Origin of the sequence: Micromonospora sp. DT63, from assembly GCF_049841615.1 — a bacterium.
Taxonomy (GTDB): Bacteria; Actinomycetota; Actinomycetes; order Mycobacteriales; family Micromonosporaceae; genus Micromonospora.
The window spans coordinates 1,124,205-1,141,404 of the sequence record NZ_JBNCKQ010000001.1 but is presented as its reverse complement, the minus strand read 5'-3'; the positions used below and the strand labels follow the sequence as shown (position 1 = coordinate 1,141,404).

The window sequence follows — 17,200 nt, the reverse complement described above, 5'->3', positions numbered from 1 at the left end:
CTGTTGTGGACGGACACCGGCCCGTGACCGGGCGGAGTATCGTACGCGCCGACTGTAGTGCTCGACGGCAAGGAGCGCGAGGGTGTCAGATCCCCAGCCGGCGCAGCGGCTCGTCGCGGGTCGCTACCGGTTGGAGAGCGTGCTCGGCCGGGGTGGCATGGGGGTCGTGTGGCGCGCGACCGACGAGCTGATCGGGCGCGTCGTCGCGGTCAAGGAGGTCCGCGCACCGGCCGGCCTGACTGGTGAGGAACGCCTGCTGTTCGGCGAGCGGGCGCTGCGGGAGGCGCGGACCGCCGGGCAGATCAACCATCCGGCGGTCGTGGCGATCCACGACCTGGTGCCGGCCGGCGGTGACGACGAGGCCGTCTACATCGTGACGGAGCTGGTGGACGCCCCCACGCTGGCCGACCTCCTGGAACGGGAGGGGGCGTTGCCGCCGGCCCGGGTGACGGCGATCGCCGTACGCATGCTGGACGCGCTGGACGCCGCGCACTCGGTAGGTGTCGTGCACCGTGACGTCAAGCCGGGCAACATCATGGTGCTCCCCGGTGACGCGGTGAAGTTGCTCGACTTCGGCATCGCGCAGGCGGTGGGGGACGCGCGCCTGACCCGGCACGGGATGATGGGCTCGACCGGGTACCTCGCACCGGAGCTGTTCCACGGCAGCGATCCCACGCCGGCGGCTGATCTCTGGTCGGCGGGCGTGACGCTCGCCCAGGCTGTCACCGGTGAGCTGCCGTTCGAGCGGGCGTCCACCGCGGCCACCCTGCACGCCGTTTTGTACGACGACATCCCGGCCATGACGTGTGGGGAGCCGTTGGCCACGGTGATCAGTGGCCTGCTCACGCGGGATGTGGCGCACCGGCTCACCGTCCAGCGGGCCCGCGATCTGCTCGCCGTTCCGGTCGACGCCGGGGCGACCGGCCGCCGGGACACCACCGCCTCGGCGGCAGCCGCCGACCCCGACCCACCCGCCTCGGACGGCGTCGACGCCGACGCCGACGCCGACGGTGAGCCGGTGGGCGAGTCCTGGGAGCGGCAGGCCACGACCGTGCACCCGGACCGGTCAACGCCACCTCGCCAGCGGCAGAGCGCGGCGTCACCACCACCGTCGACCGGGGCGGTGGCGACCACGTTCCCGGTCGAGGTGCCGGAGAAGACCCGGGGCGCCCTCGTCCTGGCTCAGCTGGCCCTGATCGTCCTCACGATCTGGGCGGTTGTCCTGTTCGTCGAGGTGGTGACGGCAAGCGTCCTTCCCGAGTGGATGCCGATCCCCGCCGCCCTCACCATCGGGGTGCTGGCGTTTTGGACGGCGGCGGATGCGATCGTCGACCCGTGGCACGGCACGCTGCGGTTCGGCCCGGATTCCCTCCGCTTCCAGGGCGCGCGCGGATCACCGCCCGACCTGCCTTTCGAGCATGTCGCCAGCATCGCGGTGTGGCCTGGCGCCGGGTCGTCGACCGGCACCTCGCGGCTGGGGATCGAGCTGTCGGCGCGTGCGCCCGCGCCGGCGCACGGGAGGGTGTTCCAGGGGCCCCCGCAGGGGGACGGCCGAGGGCCGATGTGGGTCGTCGGGGACATCGGCATAGGCCCGAAAACGATGGCAGCCAGACTGGGCACCCTCGTCCCTGAGGACGTCCGGATCGATCAGTCCCGGGAGGTGCCGGTCTGGTCGGCTCGGGCGTTCCAACCGCTCGGCCCCCGGCGGCCGGGGCTGCTGCTGCGGTTCGTGTTGGTCGCCAGCCTCATCCTGTGCGGTCATCTCCTTGTGCACCAGCGGAATTCCACGATGGTGACGTTGGACGACGCCGAGGTCAGCGCGGTGGCGTTCAGCCCGGACGGCGTCACGCTCGCCAGCGCGGACGCCGGGAACTTCGCGATCACGTTCTGGGATGTGGCGACGCGCAAGACGGCAGCCGTCGCCGCGGGGCACCGCGAGGAGATCAAGGTGCTCGTCTTCAGCCCCGACGGCAAGACCCTCGCCAGTGGTGGGCGGGACGGTGTCGTCAAGCTCTGGGATGTCGCCAGCCGGCAGGTCCGGGCGACACTCGTCTTCGGCGAGTACGACACGGTGACCCGGCTGCTGTTCTCTCCCGGTGGGGACAGCATCGCGGCCGTCGGTTCCGGCGACGTCAAGGTGTGGCCGATGGCGTCGTTGGGCAAGCCGGTCGACCTGTCGGCGGGGGACATGGGGGTGCAGACGATTCGCTTCACTCCGGACGGACGTGTTCTCGTGGGCATCGACGGGCAGGGCGGGGTGCGTGCCTGGGAGGTGGCCAGCGGCCGCAGCGCCGCCCGGATCACCGGGCCCATCGCGCCGTGGGCGGAATTCAGGTCCGACGGTGACACGGTGATCCGTGCCTCCGGCACCGGCGCCGTCGTGGCGACCCTGGACGGCGGGACGACGCCTCCCGACGCGGCCGCGTTCGGGCCGGGCGACCTCTTCGTCACGGCTGAGCGGGGCGAGGTGCGGATCTGGCACACCACCACCGCCCGGACAGTCCACAGGTACAAGGAGGGCTTCCTGGACTCCGGCGTCCTGCCGTCCGAGGCGGTGGTGATGGCGCCGCGCGGCGAGGTCGTCGCCCTCGGCGGCGACGAGGGGCTGCGGCTGTGGACGTACGGCCCGTCCCGGTGAGGACTCGGCGATGATCCTGCGAGTGACCGTGCGGGACGCCGACACGGGGGCGACGCACGACATCGAGGTGAGCGCCGCACCGGCCACCAGCGTGCGATCCCTGCTGGCCGCACTGCCCATCCCGGCCACCGGCCGTCGCTGCTTCGCCGGGGCCGTCGCGCTGGATCCGGCCGCGCGTCTGGCGGACACTCCGCTGCTGGCCGGCTCGGTGCTCAGTGTGGGTGGCCCCGGACCGGCCGGTCGTCTCGTCACCGACGGCGCGGTGGGCGTACTCGAGGTGGTTGCCGGCCCGGACGCGGGCCTGGCTGTCGCGTTGCGGCCCGGAACCCACCCGATTGCTCGCACGTCCTCGGCGGCGCTGCCGCTGCGCGACCCGGACGTCTCGCGCCGCACGCACGCCCTGCTGGAGGTGTCGGCGGACGGCACGGCCACCCTCACCGATGGCGGATCGAGCAACGGCACGTACGTCGACGGTGCCCGGATCACGCACCCGACCGCCGTGGCACCGACCAGCGCACTCCAGATCGGCGGGAACGAGCTGCGGTGGACACCCCTGCCCGCCGAGGCGCGGCGGACGGTCCGGGCCGCGGATGGTCGGGTCGACTTCGACCGCGCCTTCGCCCGCGCACCGGTGATCGGAGTCGTCGAGGTGTCCATGCCGGTGCGACCCATCGTCGCCCGGGGGCCGGTGGCCGCCGGGATCCTGCTGGGCGGCGCGGGGTCCGTGGCGGCCGCCCTGTTCACCCACACGCCGATCCTGCTGCTCGGCGCGGCGATCTCCGTCGGCGCTCTCCTGCTCAACCAGTCGGCGCAGGAGAAGCAGGACGCCGAACGCCAGGCCGAGTTCACCAAGGCGAAGAAGGCAGTCGAATCGGCTGTCGCCGCCCAGGTCGAGGCCGAGCAGCGGGTACGCCGGACGCTCGCGCCGAGCCCCGCCGAGATCGTCGAGATCGCCGGCGGTGTGCGGTCCGGCCTGTGGACCCGCCGCGCCGGGGCACCGCACGCGCTGGCGCTGCGGGTTGGCGTCGCCGACGAGCCGGCGTCGGTGACGGTCCGCGGCGAGCCCTGGCCGGAGTTCCGCACCCCGAAACTGTCGGCGGTCCCGATCACCGTGGACCTGGGCGTCGTCGGTGTGCTCGGCGTGACCGGCGCGGACGAGGCGGTCCACGACGTCCTGCGCTGGCTGCTGCTGCAACTGGCCACCCTGCGCGCCCCCGACGATCTGCGGATGGTGCTGCTCAGCGCCGCGGAGGTCGGCGGCCTGACCTGGGCGCGCTGGCTGCCGCACGTCGACGCGGGTGACGCGGCGGCGTACTCGTGCCGGATCGGCAACACCGCCGCCACCCGCACCGAGCGGGTACGGGAGCTGCGTACCCTCGTCGCGTCCCGGCGTGCCGAACGCGACCCGCAGCGGTTCGTGGACGTGGTCGTCGTCCTCGACGGCGCGCTGGCGCTGCGCGACCTGCCCGGGATGGACGAGGTCCTGCGGGACGGGCCGGCGGTCGGGGTGTATCTGATCTGCGCCGACCGGCACAGCATGAACGAGTGCCGGGGGCTGATCGAGACGTCGGGCGACTCGACGCGCCTCACCGCCAGCCCGGACGGCCAGGCGGTGACTGTCGACGCCGACGGGGTCGACGCGACGACCGCCGAGCGGCTGGCGCGGGCGTTGGCGCCGATGCGGGACCGGGCGACCCGCGGGGCGGCCCAGAACGCCATCCCACGGTCGGTGCGTCTGCTGGATCTCCTCGGCCTCGGCACGCCCACCGCCGCCGACGTGCTGGAGCTGTGGGAGCGGGGTCGGGGTCCGCGGACCCGTGTGCTGCTCGGCGCGGACGCGACCGGGCCGGTGGCCGTCGACCTCGCCGGCCAGGGCCCACACACCATGCTGGGCGGCGCGACGGGCGCCGGAAAGAGCATCCTGCTGCAAACCCTGGTCACGTCGTTGCTGCTGGCCAACCGGCCGGACGAGCTCAACCTGGTGCTCGTCGACTTCAAGGGCGGCAGCGCCTTCCTGCCGTTCGAACACTGCCCGCACGTCGTCGCCCTCATCCGGTCCACCGGTGAGACCCCCGCCGACGTGTTCGACGACGCGGCGGCGGCCCGGGTCCTCGCCTCGCTCCGGGCGGAGGTGAGCCGGCGCGAGTCCCTGCTGGCCCGCCACGACGGCGAGATCGACAGGTACTGGCAGAAGCGCCTGGGCGGGACGGCCCTGCCGCCGCTGCCCCGACTGGTGCTGATCTTCGACGAGTTCGGCCGGGTGCTGGACGCCTCTCCCGACTTCGTCAAGGAACTGGTGAACGTCGCCGCGAAGGGCCGCTCGCTCGGCATGCACCTCGTGCTGGCCACGCAGTCGTTGCAGGGCAAGCTGTCGCCGGAATTGAAGAACAACGTGTCCCTGCGGATCAGCCTGCGGCAGAACGAACCTGCCGACAGCACCGAGGTCCTCGGCGTGCCGGACGCCGCCAGCATCCCGGGCGCGCTGCGCGGACGCGGCATGATCCTGTGCACCACCGCCGAAAGCCGCGTCCCGCAACCGTTCCAGTCCGGATATCTCGGCGACCCGCCGCCGGCGGGCGGGGCCACCCCGGCTCTGGTCCGGGTCCTGAGCCCGACGGACCTCGGCGCCGCGCGACCCACCGCCGCGCCGAGAGCCGGCAGCGGGCCCACCGACCAGGAACTCGCCATCGCGGCGATCGAGGAGGCCGCACAGCGGTCCGGGCTACCGGCCCCCTTCCGACCGGTGCTGCCCCCGCTGCCCGCCACGCTGACGGCGGACGAGCTTCCCGCACAGTGGACCTCCGCCGCGCCGAGGACAGCCGTACCATTCGGCCTCGCCGACGACCCGGCACGCCAGGCGCAGCCGGCCGACTTCCTCGACCTCGCCGGGGTCGACCGGCTCCTCGTCGCCGGTGGCCCGCAGTCCGGGCGGACGACCTTCGCCCGGACCCTGATCACCGGCCTGGTCGGCCGCTTCCAGCCCGACCAGGCCCACCTGTACGTCGTGGAACGGCACCCGGCGGGCCTGGCCGAGTACGCGGCGTTGCCGCACTGCGGCGGGGTCTTCTCGCCCGCCGAGCCCGACCGGATCCGTCGCCTGGTCACCTGGCTCGACGAGGAGATCCAGCGCCGCTCCGGCAGCGCGTCCCCGCCGGACGCGGCGCGACCGTACATCGTGGTCGTCATCGACGGCTGGGAGCACTTCGAGGACCACGGCGACCCGACCTTCGTCGAGACGTCCCTGGTCGCCACCCTGCGCGGCGTCATCAGCGCGGGTACGCCGCTCGGAGTGCACGTCGTGCCGATCGGTGGTCAGGACATGCTCACCCACCGGTTGCCGACCCTCTACAACCGTCGGCTGCTCCTGCCGTTTCCCAAGGAGGAGACCCGGCGGATGCAGCTGCTGACCAGCATGACCAGTCCGCCCGTCCTCCCCGGGAGGGCCATCGACGCCGGCAGCGGGCGGCACGTGCAGATCTGCCTACCGACCCGGTCGGTAGCGGACCTCGCCGCCGAGCCGCACGACACGCCTGCGCACCGGCGGCCCCGGCGGTTCCCCGCCCTGCCGTCCCGCGTCGACCTCGCCGCGCTCGACACCACCGCGGCGGCCCAGGGCCGGTCGACGTGGATACCGCTGGGTGTCGGTGGGCCCGACACGACCACCATCGGCGTCGACCTGTTCGAGGCCGGGCCGCACCTGATGCTGATCTCCGGGACCGGCGGGACCGGCCGTACGACGGCCGCCGCCACTGTGGTCCACGCGCTGCGCCGACGCGGCATCGGCGTACTCGCCGTCGCGCCGCCACAGTCCCCGCTGCCGGGGCTGCTCTCCGACGACCCCGGGCTCCGGCTGGTCACCGGCGTCGCGATCAGGGACACCGACCTCCGCGAGGCCGTCGTGGCCTTCGGCGACAGGCCGTACGCGGTGGTCGTCGACGACGTCGACCGGGTCACCGTGCTGCCCACCGAACAGGGCTTCGCGAGCAGCCCCACGCTCCTCGACGACATCGTCCAACCGGCGGCTCGCGGCCGGCGGGCATTGATCGTCAGCGCCGACGCCGCGCCCCTGTTGACCGGTTTCCCCAGCCCGCTCACCCGCCTGGTCAACGCCGTCATGCTGGCCGGGACACGCCTCGTGCTGGCCCCGGGCGACCGGACGACGGCAGTGGCCCACAACATCACCCTGGAACCCGACCAGTACCTCACCGGCCCACCCGGGCGCGGCTACCTCTCCACCGGTCGTACCCCGGTGTTGGTGCAGGTGGCAGCACCCTGAGCCGCGCCGGACCGCGCCGGGCCGGGTGGTGTCGATCTGGCGTCGACCGCAGCGGCGGGCGGGCGTAGTCGCCCGGTCCGTTCGGGATCAGTGGGTACGTCGCGCCGGCCGTACCTCGGAGTGCGTTGAGGTTGGGGTCCAGCCGCCCGCGACGAGAGCCCGGCGGACGGCTTCGGCGACCTCCTCGGGGCGGGCGCGGACCAGCCAGGCCGGGAAGCGCAGGATCCGGTCGCCGCTGGTCCAGACGTCGTTCTGCCGACGCATGTCGGCCGCCCACTGCCGGGCGTCCATGTGGTGCGCGCCGTCGATCTCCACCTGCACCCGCCATTTTTTCCAGTACGCGTCCAGCCAGCGGTTGCGGCCCGCCGCGTCGACCCGGTGTTGTTGCAGGTCCGGTGCGGGCAGCCGATGCTGTCGGCACAGCCGCACAAAGTTGATCTCGGACAGCGCCTGCGCGCCGCCGCTGATGTCGCCGACGGTCTGCCGGATCAGTCGTCGGCGGGGTGCCCGGGGCAGGACGTCGAGCACGGCATCCAGCTCCGCGGGCAGCACGCGGCGCTGTTGGCAACCGGCGGCCAGCACCCCCTGCGCCTCGTCCACACCGGCCGCCCATCCGGCGGCGTCCACGAGGGCGCGTGCGGTCGTCGTGCGCGGCGGGCGGGCGAGCTGGAGATGAGCGTCGGGGAGGACCGTGGTGCGATGGACCAGCACGGCGGGCATGTCGATCGGAAGCCGCCGGAGGCTGGTCCGCGCGGCGCGACGGTCGGCGGGCACCAGCACGTGCAGGGGTTCACGCCGCAGTCCCCGTACCCCGGCCTCGGCGGCGGCGGTTGCCCCGGCCAGGACTGCTCCCGCGCCCGCCGCCAGCACGGCCACCCACAGTTGCTGGTCGCGGGTCAGCCGGCCGTTGCCGGTCAACAGGACCCCTCGGCACATCGACCGCCAGCGGCCGGTGCGGATCCGGCTCCGCACCACCCCCTCGCCGAGCAGTCGCGCGGCTTGCGCGGTCGTCAGCACGCCCGCCTGCTCGAAGGCGAGCCATTCGAGAGCGTCAGCGTCATCGGCGGGCAGCATGTCGTCGAGCGTTGCGGTTGGTTGGTCCCCGCGCCACCAGATCTTGGACAGTTACCGTCCGCAGAGGACGGTAACTGTCCAAGATCTGCGCGGACGCTGTGAGGGGAGGCCCAGGCGGTGAAGCGTTCGGTCAGTTTGGCGGGTGGGGGTGGGGTGCTCGGGTTGAGTGCGGCGAGGTGGGCGGCGGCCTCGGCCTGAAGCGCCGCCAGGTGGGCCAGTCGGGCCGGGCGATCCAGCCGGTATGTCGCGAGGAGGCGGAGCTTGGCGGGCGAGCAGGGCCACGCGATGCCGCACGTGCCGCAGCGCCACGTCGGACGGGCCGGCTGGTGGTTGGGAGCGCGACGGGGCATCAGCCGACCCGTACCGGGCCGCGCCGGATCGGTCGCCGAGCACCGGGCGGGGCGGGCGCGGCGGGTCCCGAGGACGTGGGCCGGGTGGGTGCGGAGGGCCGGGAGGGCGCGGTGGGCGGGGAGGTGAGCCAGCATCAGGTACAGCTCGCGGCGGGCGATGGCGTCGCCGTTTGGGCCGAGCTGGTAGGCGTCTATCCACAACAAACCGTGGTACGTGTGCCGGTCGGTGAGGGCGCGGATCACGCGAACGGTGATGGGGCGGGTGAACTGCGGGCTCGCGGCGCGGGTCAGGTACAGAAGGTCACCGGACCGCACCTGCGGTGGCTGGTCGATGGGCATGGTCATCCCCCTGGCAGGCGTTGGGAGGGGCCGCCCCTTGAGTGCTCGCCCAGAGGGCGGCCCCGGTACGAACGCGTCCGCCGGGTCTCGGGTCCTCCACCGGCCGCGCCGCTGGTGACACTCTGCTGTGGAGTCCATTACGCTCGGAAGGTGGTTCGCCGGCTCGGGCTGAGCTGGCGAAACGTTCCACGCCGGGCAGTGGCGTGAGTAATTGATCTTCCGGCTTGGGGAGCTTTGAATGGCTGATCTGCCGCACCCGCTCGCCGCGTTCATCGTGGGCGAGATCCGTCGCGCCCGAGGAGCCGCCGGGATGACGCAGGAGGCGTTCGGTCGGGGTGCCGGCTTCAGTGCCTCGCATGTCAGTGCCGTCGAGGGCGAGACCCGGGCGCTCACGATGGACTTCATCAAGGGCGCCGACCGCGCCTTCAAGAACGGCGGCCTGTTCGAACGCATGGTGGGCAAGCTCGGCGCCCCATCGTGGTTCCTGCCGTGGCTCGACGCGGAGCGCACGGCGACGCAGCTGCGGTGCTTTCAACCGAGCCTCGTCCCGGGTCTGCTCCAGACCGAGTCCTACGCCCGCGCGGTCATCCGCTGCGATGACACGTTGAGCGATGACGAGGTCGAGAAGCGGCTGGCGCACCGGATCGATCGGCAGGCGGTCCTCACGAGAGCGAACGCCCCGCAGTTCATCGCGGTCATCGCCGAGGCGGTGCTCCGCCGCGCCGGCACAGACTTCCGCGACACCATGGCCGGGCAGATCAAGCAATTGACCACCCTCGCGGAGCGACCGAACGTCAGCGTCCATCTGCTACCGGACGAGGTCAGCATGCACGTCGGCCTGACCGGGCCGTTCAGCCTGGCACGCCTTCCCGACCACAAATGGGTGGCTCAGATGGAGAACCAGCTCGGCGGTGTTGTCATCGACCGCGACGACGACGTGGATACTCTGATCTCTAGGTGGGAGACGGTTCGCAATGAGGCGTTACCCCGCCGCCAGTCCCTCGATCTGATGAAAGAAGTGGTGACTTCATGGACCTGATCGGAGCTGTGTGGCGTAAGTCCACCCGAAGTGGTTCCGGCGGCGGCGACTGCGTCGAGGTTGCGGACAACCTGCCGGGCATCGTCGGTGTGCGGGACTCCAAGGACCCCGACGGGCCGGCCCTGGTCTTCGGGCCGGCGTCGTGGCAAGCGTTCGTCACCCAGGTCGCCGGGCGGTCGTAGCCGGCGGGCGGAGGACCGCCCCGGTACGGGAGGGCGGCGCCATCGGATGAACGCCGTGGAGCTGATGTCGCGCCTGATTCGTCGACGACATCAGCTCCACAGCCTCCATTGCCGCCCCGGGTGCCAACGCGGGGCGACGTGGTCGACATCCTCGGTGCTGGCGAGCGCCTTTCGTCAGCCGTCGATGCTGCGGAAGGTGTTGGAGGCGCAGGAGTAACCCGAGTAGTCCTCAGGACCGTTCGCCCCGCAGATCTCCATCCGGACCACGTCGTTCGCGTAGACCTGAGCCGGGTCCCAAATGACCGAACTCCCGGAGCCGCCGCCGTTGTACCTGGTGCCCCTCAGGACGCCGTTGACGTAGACCCGACCCAGGACTCCGTCGCCGTTGGCGCAGGTGTCCCGCACGACGAAATAGTCGTCGTTCATGCCGCCGCCGGGCGCACCCTCGCCGTAGTCGACGAAGTCGAGCCGACCGCCCTCGCACATCGCGTAGTCGTCCCAATAGGTCACGTCATGGTCGTCGTTGCCGGCCGCGGAGGCCGGGGAGGCGCCGACGACCAGGGCACCGGCGACCGCCGCGATCGCCATCGACATTGTGAGCGCGAGACGCTGGACCTGCATGTGCGACCTCCACGAGTGGTGCTGTCTGGCCGACGGATCCGCCGGCCCGACCCCACGGTATTGGCGCGCTTTGGCACGTTTCCAGAGTCGACGTCTGTTCCGCACGGGCCGCGTCTGTCCGCCCCGGTCAGGGGTGAGTTCGGTCCTGTCCCGAACAGGTCGTTCGGGACAGGACGTCGCTCGGCGGATCGTCGTGCGGGTCGGTCAGGCGACCACCGACCGCAGTGGCACTCCGGCGGCGCGCAGCGCGCGTACCAGATCGTTCGTGAAGGGATGTTCGTCGGCCTGGAGGCCCTGCGGGTTGGGGATCACGACGTACGCCGAGGTGCCCTTCGCGGACGTCCGGGCGTCGGTGGTGAAGCGTTCGACGATGGCCCGCGTGCGGGCCAGGTCCGTCGCCGCGACCTCGATGGTGATCGGCCGCCATCCGCCGCCCAGGTCCGCCGCGACCGGCGCTGCGGCGGCGCTGGCGCGCGCCGCGTCGGTGCCGGGCGTGCGTCGGGCGTCGGGTGCGCCCGGCGGGTAGAGCAGCGCGTTGGCCACCAGGTGCAGACCATTCTCGTTGTACGCGCGGAAGAGCGGGTTGAACGCGAACAGCACCGACCTGCCGGCGCCGGTTGGCTCGTCGACGACCGCCGCCGTGCCCTTGAGGATGTCCGCGCCGACGGTGTAGCCGTTGGCCCAGAACGTGTCGCCGGCCGGGTAGGTGAGCACGTTCGTCCCGGTGGTGCTGGGGTTGAGGATCGGATCGCTGTTGTTGAACTCGAAGTCCTCGGCAGGGCGGCCGAGGGCGACCGGGTTGTCGGTGTCGACGTCGACCCGCAGGTGCGAGCCGATCACCAGGTAGTCGGCCGGTTTGGTCTTCTCCGTGGTGGAGGTGAGCCCGGCGGCGCGGGCCAGCCGGGTGCCCTCGTTGCGCAGCCCGACGTAGGTGTGGCCCTGGGCGATCCAGTCGCGGAGGTTGGCCTGCCCGGCGGCGGTCAGACCGCCGGTGGCGTTGCTGCCGTCGGGGACCAGCAGCACCGTACGCCCGGTGAACGCCGCGGTGTTGTCGTTGATGTCGGCAGTGGTGACCGGTGTGAGGTCAAGTCTCCACCGCTTGCCGAGGACGTACCGGGCCTCGCCGTGCGAGCCGGACGTGGTGGAGATGCCGGTGCCCTGGAACAGCCCGACGTCGGGCAGGTCGAGGCGCGTCCCGGTGGGGCGCCCACCGGGGGTGAGGGTGACCCCGGCGGCCTCGGCCAGGTCGTCGACCGTACGGCTCAGCCGGCTCGCCGGGATCGCGACGCGGCTGGTGGCCAGGTCGCGCACGAGCGGCACGCCGCGGCCGAGCAGGGTGAAGGTGAACTCCGCGGCGGCTGCCGAGTCCAGCGGGTAAGTGTAGGAGCCCCACGGCCACGCCAGGCCGCTCCGACCGCCGGTGATCTCCCGGACGAGCTGGGCGTTCGGCCGGACGTCGTCGCCCGTGTAGATCGTGGACACGCCCATCAGCAGCGGGTTGCTCCAGGAGGACACGTCGTAGAAGTACGGGAACGGCACGTACGGGTCCTCGCCCATGATCGCCTGGATCCAGTGTTTCTGCGGCTGGTCCATCGGGATCCAGTACGCCCCCTTGGGCACCGTCACGTTTGTGGCGCTGCGGCCGCCGAAGACCCGGGCGGTGGGCACGCGGGTGGGCTTGCGCACCTCGTACACCTCGACGTCCATGCGGCGTAGCCGCTCGACGAGCCGGCGGACTTCGGCGAGCTGCCGGTCCGGCAGCAGGAAGTACGAGCGGATCGTGATGTCGGGCACCGGGAACTGGACCTCGTTGGTGGGCTGCACCACCTCGTTCGGCTCCAGGGCGCCGGCCCGGCCCTCGGCGAGCGCGTCGGTCCAGATGTCGAAGTAGCCGTCCAGCACCTCCCGCTTGTTGGCGGCGGCCCAGCCGAGCGTCGACCACTGGGTGTGGAACTGCTGCTGCACCCGGTCGGCGACGGCCGAGGCGCTGCCCTTCTCGTACGTCATGCCGGCCGCGCCGAATCCGGTGGTCGGCACGGTGTCGCCGTAGCCCATGAAGAACATGTCGTACGTGTCGTAGTTGAAGTAGCACTCGGTCGTGACGGTGTCGTCGCAGGCGCCGTTGTAGCCGAAGCCGGCCTTGTTGGCCTCGCCGATCCGGTTGATCCAGTCCACCGCCTCGCCGGCGATCTCGTGGTGGATCGGGTCGGCGTTGGGCGGGAAGAAGTACTGCCGGCCGCCCATCTCGTGCGCGTCGATGAAGACCTGCGGCGGGTAGCGGCGCAGTAGTTCGAGTTTGCCGCCCGTCTCCTGCTGGGTGCGGGCGAACCAGTCCCGGTTCAGGTCGAAGCCGTACTCGTTCTGCCGCCGGGTCGCGTCGCGGCCGTCCGGGTTCTGGGTCGGGACGATGATGGTGACCAGGTTGTCGTTGCGCCGCGCGACCTCGCAGGAGAGGCCGGCGGCCAACTCGTACAGCGTCTTGAGGGCCGCGTCGGTGCCGCTCTTCTCACCGCCGTGCACGTTGGCGGTGACCCAGACGATGGCGGGGCTGTCCTTCGCCGTCCGCGCGGCGGTCCGTGCGCTCGTCCGGCGGGGGTCACGCAGGTCGCGTACGTCGTCGGCGATCTTTCGCAGCGCGGACGGCCGCACGTGGCGCTCGTTGGACACCACCGCGTACGGCAGGGGCTGACCGAGCACGCTGGTGGCCGTCACGCCCGTGACGACGCGGTCGGAGGCCCGGTCCACGGCCCCGAGGTACGTGCGCACCTCGTCGTTGGTGACGACCCGATCCTGTCCCGTTCCGAGGGGGAAGCCGAGCACGGCCTCCGGGGTGGGTACGCCGCCCAGCCGTGCGCCCGGGTCGGTGCTGCACCGCGACGGTGGGGCGGCGCTCGCGGATGGTGTGCCGCCGAGCAGGGGAGTCGTGCCGAGCAGGAGCGCGATCGCGGCGACGCCTGCCAGCCGCCTGGGCGGGACCGTCCAGAACGGACGCGATGATGGGGCCATGTCTCGGGTTCCCTTCTTGGGGGAAAGCCTCGCAGTGGCCGGAGCCTATGAACGGCCGACACGGCGGTCAAGGTCTGATCGACACCGATGACTGCACGGGATGCCGGCTCCGGGAGCGACTGGCAGGATGGTGGTGTGACTCAGCGTCGTCCTGGAGGGAGCAGAACGTGCCGGAGGCGATCACGATCGCGGTTCGTCCGGATCTTCCGTCCGCCGATGTCCAGCGCTCGTTGGCGTCCTGGCTGCGCGCCGACGACCGCCTCCGGGACGGGGTCGCCCTGACGCCACCGGAGGGGACATCCGAGGGCGGCGCGGACGTGCTGCGGGTGGCGGTCGAGGACGCCGGCACCGCCATGGTGCTCGTGCAGGCGGTCGTCGGGTGGCTCACTAACCGCCGCGACGACGTGTCGGTGGGGTTCAGCCGGCGGGACGGCTGGTCGGCCGACCTGGACGTGCCCCGCGCGCGGGACATGACCCAGGTGACCGCGCTCATCGAGGCCACCGTGCGCGCGGTGACGCCGGAGGCACGACGCCCGTGACCCCGTGCGGCGCGGGCCGCATGTGATCACGGGCGTCGGGTACGCCTACCGGGTCGTCAGGCCGAGGTCGATCGTCCTGGTCAGGGTGGCGTTGTCGTCGTCGCCGTCGAGTGACCAGACCATCGCGCCGGCCAGGCCGGCCCGCCGGATGTAGAGCATCTTCTGCAACACGACGGCAGGGTCGTCGTACGTCCAGAAGGTCGTACCGTCGAAGAGCCAGGCGTGCCCGGCCCGCAGGTCGCGGTGCACTGTGTAGCCGTTGCCGGCCAGGGCCTTGAGGTTCTTGTAGTCCTCGTAGCCGGCCTCGAAGGTCGCCGGCGCGGGCCCGGCGGCCGGCTGGAACAGGCCGGTGCCGCCGCCGGTGACGCCGGTCCAGCCGCGACCGTAGTAGGGGATGCCCAGGACCAGCTTGCCGCGCGGCGCTCCACGGTCGATCCAGCCGTCGATGGCCACCTCGACAGAGAAGTCCGGGTTGTCCGGCGAGCCCGCCGGCACGCGCAGCGCGGACTGCTGGTTGGCCACGGCCTCCCAGCCGCCGTGGAAGTCGTACCCCTGCACGGTGGCGAAGTCGAGGTACGTGAAGATCTTGCGGCCCTCGTAGCCGGCGTCCATCGTGGCCGGGTTGGCCGGCAGGAAGGCCGTCAGCGGGTGGTGCGCACGGGTCGTGCGCCCGTACGCGTCGAGCTGCCGGCGGAACTCGGCCAGCAGCTTGGTGAAGTTCTCCCGGTCCTGCGGGCGGATGACGTTGCCGGGCTCGCCGTCCCAGTTCGGCCACTCCCAGTCGAGGTCGACGCCGTCGAAGACGCCCGCTGCCGCGCCGGGTGCGCCGGGCAGGTTGCCCTTGAGGTACAGGTCGATGCAGGACGCGACGAACGCCTTGCGGGAGGCGTCGGTGCGGGCGGCGTTGGAGAAGTACGTCGACCAGCTCCACCCGCCCAGCGAGATCAGCACCTTCAGGCCGGGGTGCTTGGCCTTGAGCTTGGCGAGCTGGCCGAAGTTGCCGTTGAGCGCCTGACCGGGGGCGTCGGCGACGCCGTCCACGCTCTCGTCGGCGGAAACCGGCCGTTGATAGTCGGCCCAGGCGTCGCCCTCGCCCGGCCCGCCGTCCACATAGCAGCGACCGTCCTCGCTGACGTTGCCGAAGGCATAGTTGAGGTGGGTGAGGCGGCTCGCGGCCCCCGAGGCGTCGAGCTTCTTGATCGTGAAGGCCCGGCCGTAGATGCCCCACTGGGTGAAGTAGCCGACCCGGTGGTAGCCGGGCTGGCGGTCGGGCCGGGCGGCGGCGCTCGCCGCGGTGGGCGGGGCGGCGGTGAGCAGCAGGGTCGCCACGGCGAGGACGGCGGTGAGGCGGCGGTGACGCAATTGTCGCATCGGCACTCCCACGAGGGATCAAGCAGAATTAGTAAAGACACTTATCTGATTGATGAAGTTAAGCCGATCACGCTCTGCGGTCAAGAGCCGCCGCTGTGCCGCCGTCCCCGCGTCGGACGGTCAGCCGACCTGGCTGTTGTCCTTGAGCGAGCCCCAACCGTGCCAGCGGTCGATCTCGATGAGGGCGCTGACCCGACCCCGCTCCCGCCGTGGGTAGGCATTGCCCGTGTAGTGCCGGGACAGCCTGTCGATGTCGGCGAGATCCTCATCGGCGCGCAGCTCGGCGACGTGCCCGATGATGCTGACGTGGGTGTACCAGCCGGCCTCGTCCAGCACCGTGAGCGACACCCGAGGATCGTTGCGGACGTGCTCCAACCGGCGGCGGCTCTCGTCCATGTTGACCAGGATCCGGCCGTCTTCCCACAGGTACCAGGTCGCGGCGGACACCGGCTGACCACCGTTGCGGAGCGTGGTCATGACGGCCGGGTTCGGCTTGCGCAGCATCTCGACCGCGGCCTCGGGAAGCGGTGGCTTGGACATGAAGGCTCCTCCTCGCATGAGCGTTTACCCCTGCACGGTACGCACCCGCCCGGCCCGCGCACGGCAGGACGCGGATCGCGGCGGGCAGGAGGCCGAAGGGCTCAGTCGAGCCAACTGCCGTCGCGCATGAGGACGCGTCCCCGCAGCTCGTTGGCCTCCCGCCAGGCCAGGATGCGCCGCGGCCGGATCACGAAGTACTGGTAGGGCTCGGCGATTCCGCTCGGGTCGAAACCGGTCCTGGTGGCGAACGCCGTACGCCTCTCGTCGCCCAGTTCGGCGGTGTCCACCGGCTCGGCGGCACCGTCGACGATGACGACGTCGCGCGTCGTCCCCAGGCTGAGCCGCACCCGACCGTCCCCGAGCAGGTTGCGGCCGGTGACCGAGGCGCGCGGCGTCGAGATGAGAAACACGCTCCCGTCCCAGAGGTAGGAGAGCGGGACGAGGTGCACGCCGTCCGGGGAGCCCGACGTGGCGACCCAGAGGTCGACGTCGTTCTCCAGTCTCGCGCGCGTGTCCCTCAGCCGCTCCTCACGCCCCCGCGGTGGCGTGCTCGCCACGTCTGCCCCCGTCGACCTCGTGCTCCCCGATCGGTTCGGTCGCCCCCGCCGCGACCAACGGCACGTCCGGCACGTGACGCAGCCGTGCGAGGTCGTTCAGGCTCTGCTCCTCGGCGCGTGCGCGCCCCCAGGCGGCGAGACACATGGCTCAGCGCACCTCCTGGATGCGGACCATGTTGCCGGCGGGATCGCGAAAGGCGCAGTCGCGGATGCCGTACGGCTGCTCGGTCGGCTCCTGGACGACCTCGGCGTCGCCGGACTGGATCTTCTCGAAGGTGCCGTCCAGGTCCCGGGTCGCCAGCAGGATCCACCCGTAGGTGCCCTTGGCCATCATCTCGGCGATGGTGCGCCGCTCGTCCTCGGTGATGCCGGGGTCGGCGGCCGGCGGGGCCAGCAGGATGGACGTGCCGGGCTGGTCGACGGGGCCGACGGTGATCCACCGCATCGTGCCCTTGCCGACGTCGCTGCGGACCTCGAAGCCGAGGACGTCGCGGTAGAAGGCCACCGAGGCGTCCGGGTCGACGTGCGGAAGAACTGTCGTGTGAATGGTGATGTCCATGCTGGCCATGCTAGGTAGGGCCGTTGGCGCGTACTTCTCGATTCCTGATCGATGCGGCGGTGCCGGGCGCGGATGCACCCGCCTGCGGCGTGCCCGAGCCGGCCGGAGA

Annotated in this window: 14 protein-coding genes; 5 read left to right on the top strand and 9 right to left on the bottom strand. The window is 71.9% G+C overall.

From position 1 onward, the window contains the following. Window positions 1–82 precede the first annotated feature (82 nt). Both ACLQ27_RS05200 and ACLQ27_RS05195 read left to right on the top strand, forming a co-directional pair. The gene (locus tag ACLQ27_RS05200; protein WP_425865796.1) at window positions 83–2,638 is read left to right on the top strand and encodes a WD40 repeat domain-containing serine/threonine protein kinase; all 2,556 of its coding nucleotides are present in this window, start codon (window positions 83–85) and stop codon (window positions 2,636–2,638) included. A gap of 10 nt (window positions 2,639–2,648) precedes the next feature. Beyond that, window positions 2,649–6,914 (top strand): FtsK/SpoIIIE domain-containing protein, encoded by a 4,266-nt coding sequence (locus tag ACLQ27_RS05195; RefSeq protein WP_425865795.1) that lies wholly within the window; start codon window positions 2,649–2,651, stop codon window positions 6,912–6,914. A gap of 87 nt (window positions 6,915–7,001) precedes the next feature. On the opposite strand, the gene ACLQ27_RS05190 is transcribed toward ACLQ27_RS05195, so the two are convergent. Continuing rightward, window positions 7,002–7,988, bottom strand: coding sequence for an endonuclease domain-containing protein (locus ACLQ27_RS05190; RefSeq protein ID WP_425865794.1), 987 nt, complete (start codon window positions 7,986–7,988; stop codon window positions 7,002–7,004). Further along, window positions 7,925–8,677 (bottom strand): hypothetical protein, encoded by a 753-nt coding sequence (locus tag ACLQ27_RS05185; protein ID WP_425865793.1) that lies wholly within the window; start codon window positions 8,675–8,677, stop codon window positions 7,925–7,927. Before ACLQ27_RS05185 ends, ACLQ27_RS05190 begins: the two co-directional genes overlap by 64 nt. Window positions 8,678–8,915: 238 nt before the next feature. Between ACLQ27_RS05185 and ACLQ27_RS05180 the strand changes: the two genes are divergently transcribed. Both ACLQ27_RS05180 and ACLQ27_RS05175 read left to right on the top strand, forming a co-directional pair. After that, the gene (locus ACLQ27_RS05180; RefSeq protein WP_357492567.1) at window positions 8,916–9,716 is read left to right on the top strand and encodes a helix-turn-helix domain-containing protein; all 801 of its coding nucleotides are present in this window, start codon (window positions 8,916–8,918) and stop codon (window positions 9,714–9,716) included. Then, a complete protein-coding gene (locus ACLQ27_RS05175; RefSeq protein WP_357492565.1) occupies window positions 9,707–9,898 on the top strand; it encodes a DUF397 domain-containing protein in 192 nt (63 codons plus the stop codon). The genes ACLQ27_RS05180 and ACLQ27_RS05175 overlap by 10 nt, the downstream gene beginning before the upstream one ends. Window positions 9,899–10,072: 174 nt before the next feature. Here the strand turns inward: ACLQ27_RS05175 and ACLQ27_RS05170 are convergent, their stop codons facing one another. Further along, on the bottom strand, window positions 10,073–10,519 hold the full coding sequence (locus tag ACLQ27_RS05170) for a hypothetical protein (RefSeq protein ID WP_357492563.1): 447 nt from the start codon (window positions 10,517–10,519) through the stop codon (window positions 10,073–10,075). Window positions 10,520–10,723: 204 nt separating this feature from the next. Then, window positions 10,724–13,525, bottom strand: a complete 2,802-nt coding sequence (locus tag ACLQ27_RS05165; RefSeq protein ID WP_425865792.1) for a M14 family zinc carboxypeptidase — start codon at window positions 13,523–13,525, stop codon at window positions 10,724–10,726. 167 nt (window positions 13,526–13,692) lie between these two features. On the opposite strand from ACLQ27_RS05165, the gene ACLQ27_RS05160 reads away from it, so the two are divergent. Further along, a complete protein-coding gene (locus ACLQ27_RS05160) occupies window positions 13,693–14,064 on the top strand; it encodes an effector-associated constant component EACC1 (RefSeq protein ID WP_425865791.1) in 372 nt (123 codons plus the stop codon). Window positions 14,065–14,109: 45 nt separating this feature from the next. Here ACLQ27_RS05160 and ACLQ27_RS05155 read toward each other — a convergent pair whose 3' ends face one another. From ACLQ27_RS05155 to ACLQ27_RS05135, 5 genes are all read right to left on the bottom strand, one after another. After that, complete coding sequence (locus ACLQ27_RS05155; RefSeq protein ID WP_425865790.1) at window positions 14,110–15,435, bottom strand: glycoside hydrolase family 18 protein; 1,326 nt, start codon at window positions 15,433–15,435, stop codon at window positions 14,110–14,112. 120 nt (window positions 15,436–15,555) lie between these two features. Further along, the gene (locus ACLQ27_RS05150) at window positions 15,556–15,975 is read right to left on the bottom strand and encodes a PPOX class F420-dependent oxidoreductase (RefSeq protein WP_234582764.1); all 420 of its coding nucleotides are present in this window, start codon (window positions 15,973–15,975) and stop codon (window positions 15,556–15,558) included. 101 nt (window positions 15,976–16,076) lie between these two features. After that, window positions 16,077–16,532: a pyridoxamine 5'-phosphate oxidase family protein gene (locus ACLQ27_RS05145; RefSeq protein ID WP_357574106.1), complete on the bottom strand. Its 456-nt coding sequence runs from the start codon at window positions 16,530–16,532 to the stop codon at window positions 16,077–16,079. Further along, window positions 16,504–16,677 (bottom strand): hypothetical protein, encoded by a 174-nt coding sequence (locus tag ACLQ27_RS05140; protein ID WP_357574105.1) that lies wholly within the window; start codon window positions 16,675–16,677, stop codon window positions 16,504–16,506. The genes ACLQ27_RS05145 and ACLQ27_RS05140 overlap by 29 nt, the downstream gene beginning before the upstream one ends. Window positions 16,678–16,680: 3 nt before the next feature. Continuing rightward, window positions 16,681–17,091, bottom strand: a complete 411-nt coding sequence (locus tag ACLQ27_RS05135; protein ID WP_357492550.1) for a VOC family protein — start codon at window positions 17,089–17,091, stop codon at window positions 16,681–16,683. Window positions 17,092–17,200 lie beyond the last annotated feature (109 nt).

Coding starts and splice junctions, on each gene's coding strand:
- ACLQ27_RS05195 (WP_425865795.1), top strand. CDS start 2,649: ATGATCCTGCGAGTGACCGTGCGGGACGCCGACACGGGGGCGACGCAC.
- ACLQ27_RS05190 (WP_425865794.1), bottom strand. CDS start 7,988: ATGCTGCCCGCCGATGACGCTGACGCTCTCGAATGGCTCGCCTTCGAG.
- ACLQ27_RS05185 (WP_425865793.1), bottom strand. CDS start 8,677: ATGCCCATCGACCAGCCACCGCAGGTGCGGTCCGGTGACCTTCTGTAC.
- ACLQ27_RS05180 (WP_357492567.1), top strand. CDS start 8,916: ATGGCTGATCTGCCGCACCCGCTCGCCGCGTTCATCGTGGGCGAGATC.
- ACLQ27_RS05175 (WP_357492565.1), top strand. CDS start 9,707: ATGGACCTGATCGGAGCTGTGTGGCGTAAGTCCACCCGAAGTGGTTCC.
- ACLQ27_RS05170 (WP_357492563.1), bottom strand. CDS start 10,519: ATGCAGGTCCAGCGTCTCGCGCTCACAATGTCGATGGCGATCGCGGCG.
- ACLQ27_RS05165 (WP_425865792.1), bottom strand. CDS start 13,525: ATGGCCCCATCATCGCGTCCGTTCTGGACGGTCCCGCCCAGGCGGCTG.
- ACLQ27_RS05155 (WP_425865790.1), bottom strand. CDS start 15,435: ATGCGACAATTGCGTCACCGCCGCCTCACCGCCGTCCTCGCCGTGGCG.
- ACLQ27_RS05150 (WP_234582764.1), bottom strand. CDS start 15,975: ATGTCCAAGCCACCGCTTCCCGAGGCCGCGGTCGAGATGCTGCGCAAG.
- ACLQ27_RS05140 (WP_357574105.1), bottom strand. CDS start 16,677: ATGTGTCTCGCCGCCTGGGGGCGCGCACGCGCCGAGGAGCAGAGCCTG.
- ACLQ27_RS05135 (WP_357492550.1), bottom strand. CDS start 17,091: ATGGACATCACCATTCACACGACAGTTCTTCCGCACGTCGACCCGGAC.